The organism is Sandarakinorhabdus sp., from assembly GCF_031422795.1.
In the GTDB taxonomy this organism is placed as follows: domain Bacteria; phylum Pseudomonadota; class Alphaproteobacteria; order Sphingomonadales; family Sphingomonadaceae; genus Sandarakinorhabdus.
In genome coordinates this window covers 1-2475 of the sequence record NZ_JANPML010000347.1, presented here as the reverse complement: position 1 = coordinate 2475, position 2475 = coordinate 1, and the positions used below count along the sequence as shown (strand labels likewise).

Sequence of the window (2475 nt, the reverse complement as noted above, 5' to 3'; positions counted from 1 at the left end):
GAGCCGTTCGAGGTGATGAGCGTCTACAGTTTTGACGGCGACAAATGCAGCCGTGTGGAGTTTATCCGGTGACTGAATTTACCGATTTCACTTGGGAACCGGAGAATGCTGCCGAAGCGCAGCGCCTCATCGGCCTGTATCCGCCCGGCCGGCAGGCCAGTGCCGTGATGCCGCTGCTGTGGCTGGCGCAATATCAGGTCCGGGACATGACCGGTGTGGCCTGGTTGCCGGTGCCGGTGATCGAATTTGTCGCGAAGCAGATCGGCATGCCCTATATCCGCGCCTACGAAGTCGCCAGCTTTTACACCATGTATAACCTCAAACCCATTGGCCGCTTCCATGTGCAGGTGTGTGGCACCACGCCGTGCCTTTTGGGCGGCAGCGACGACATCATGCGCGCTGCCAAGGACAAGGGCATGAAGAAGGGCGCCACCACGGCAGACGGCCTGTTCACCCTGACCGAAGTCGAATGCCTGGGCGCCTGCGCCAATGCGCCGATGGTGCAGATCAACGATCATAACTATGAAGACCTGACCTACGACCGCATGGCCGAAATCCTCGACATGCTGGCGCGCGGGGAAGAGCCCAAGGTGGGCAGCCAGATCGGGCGCACGGCTTCGTGCCCGCAAGGTGGTCCGACAACGCTGAAGGAGATGGTGTGATGCTGGCCGACAAGGATCGCATCTTCACCAATCTCTATGGCTTTCAGCCGTGGAACCTTGATGCCGCCAAAAAGCGCGGCGATTGGGCCGATACCAAGGATCTGATGAGCGTTGGCCCCGATGCGCTGATCGACGCGGTGAAGGCCAGTGGCCTGCGTGGGCGTGGCGGCGCGGGCTTCCCGACCGGGATGAAGTGGAGCTTCATGCCGAAAACGAAGAACCCGGATCGGCCGAGCTATCTGGTGATCAATGCCGATGAATCCGAACCTGGCAGCTGCAAGGACCGTGAGATCATCCGCCATGATCCGCACAAGCTGATCGAAGGCGCGCTGATCGCCGGTTTCGCCATGCGCGCGCGGGCGGCCTACATCTATATTCGCGGCGAATACATCGCCGAAGCCAAGGTGCTGATGACGGCCGTTGAGGAGGCTTATGCCGCCGGGCTGATCGGCAAGAACGCCTGCGGCACGGGCTATGATTTCGATGTCGTCGTCCATCGCGGCGGCGGGGCGTATATCTGCGGCGAAGAAACCGCGATGATCGAAAGCCTGGAAGGCAAGAAGGGCCAGCCGCGCCTGAAGCCGCCGTTCCCGGCCGGCGCCGGCCTGTATGGCAACCCGACCACGGTGAACAATGTCGAATCCATCGCCGTGGTGCCGACCATATTGCGGCGCGGGCCGGAATGGTTTGCCGCCATCGGCCGGCCCAAGAATGAAGGCACCAAGCTGTTCCAGATCAGCGGCCATGTGAACAAGAAGTGCGTGGTGGAAGAAGCCATGGGCCTGCCGTTCCGCGAGCTGATCGACACGCATTGCGGCGGCATTCGCGGTGGGTGGGACAATCTGCTGGCGGTGATCCCCGGCGGCTCATCGGTGCCGCTGGTGCCGGCGCATCAGATCATGGAGGCGCCGATGGATTTCGATGGCCTGCGCGATCTGAAATCCGGCCTGGGCACCGCCGCCGTGATCGTGATGGACAAGTCCACCGACATCGTGCGCGCCATTGCCCGGCTTTCCTACTTCTACAAGCATGAAAGCTGCGGCCAGTGCACCCCGTGTCGCGAAGGCACTGGCTGGATGTGGCGGGTGATGGAACGGTTGGTGACGGGCGATGCCGAACCGCACGAGATCGACATGCTGCTGGAAGTGACCACGCAGGTGGAAGGCCACACCATTTGCGCGCTGGGCGATGCCGCGGCCTGGCCGATCCAGGGTCTGATCCGGCATTTCCGGCCGGAGATCGAGGCGCGGATTGCGAAGCGCAAGGGCTTTGTGCAGGTTCCGAACATGGGGATCGCGGCAGAGTAGGCTTTGCAGTAAGAACATAGTAGTGGTCGTCTGTTCTTCAAAAGGGGCACTGTTATGGGTTCATTTTCGCTGACACACTGGCTTGTCGTAATTTTTTTCCTCACTATTGTGATCTTGCCGGTTCGCCGTATCCTGAATAAGGCCGGTTACAGTGGCTGGTGGGCGATTTTGGCCGTGCTTCCATTCGGCAACATCTTCGGGCTTTGGCTTTTTTCAAGCGCAGATTGGCCCAACTTGAAGCGGGAAAGCTAAGCTGGTCCTTGTCATGCTGGCGCAGGCCAGCATCCATTGCGGAACATGGGCCAGTCTGTAGCCAAACGTACTTCGGCGGCACGGTGGATGCTGGCCTTCGCCAGCATGACAAGTTGGGACGTAAGGCGCTCATTCCCCCAACGGTGGAAAGCCCCAATCCACGGCCAGATCCAACCACTGCAGATTATTTTCCTCGATCACCCTGATCTTCCACTCCCGCTTCCAGAACTTCATCGCTTTCTCGCGGCGGATGG

2 protein-coding genes are annotated in these 2475 nt (G+C 60.5%); both read left to right on the top strand.

Annotation, left to right across the window (positions count from 1 at the left end; translation table 11 throughout):
- Positions 1–68 precede the first annotated feature (68 nt).
- Positions 69–662, top strand: coding sequence for an NADH-quinone oxidoreductase subunit NuoE (gene nuoE, locus RMO81_RS12215; RefSeq protein ID WP_310476167.1), 594 nt, complete (start codon positions 69–71; stop codon positions 660–662).
- Entirely contained in the window at positions 662–1969 is a 1308-nt protein-coding gene (nuoF, locus tag RMO81_RS12210; RefSeq protein WP_310476166.1) for an NADH-quinone oxidoreductase subunit NuoF, read from the top strand. Before nuoE ends, nuoF begins: the two co-directional genes overlap by 1 nt.
- Positions 1970–2475: the final 506 nt, after the last annotated feature.

What these genes read in the sequence shown, in the direction of transcription:
- nuoF (WP_310476166.1), top strand. Translation starts at nt 662, where the DNA reads ATGCTGGCCGACAAGGATCGCATCTTCACCAATCTCTATGGCTTTCAG.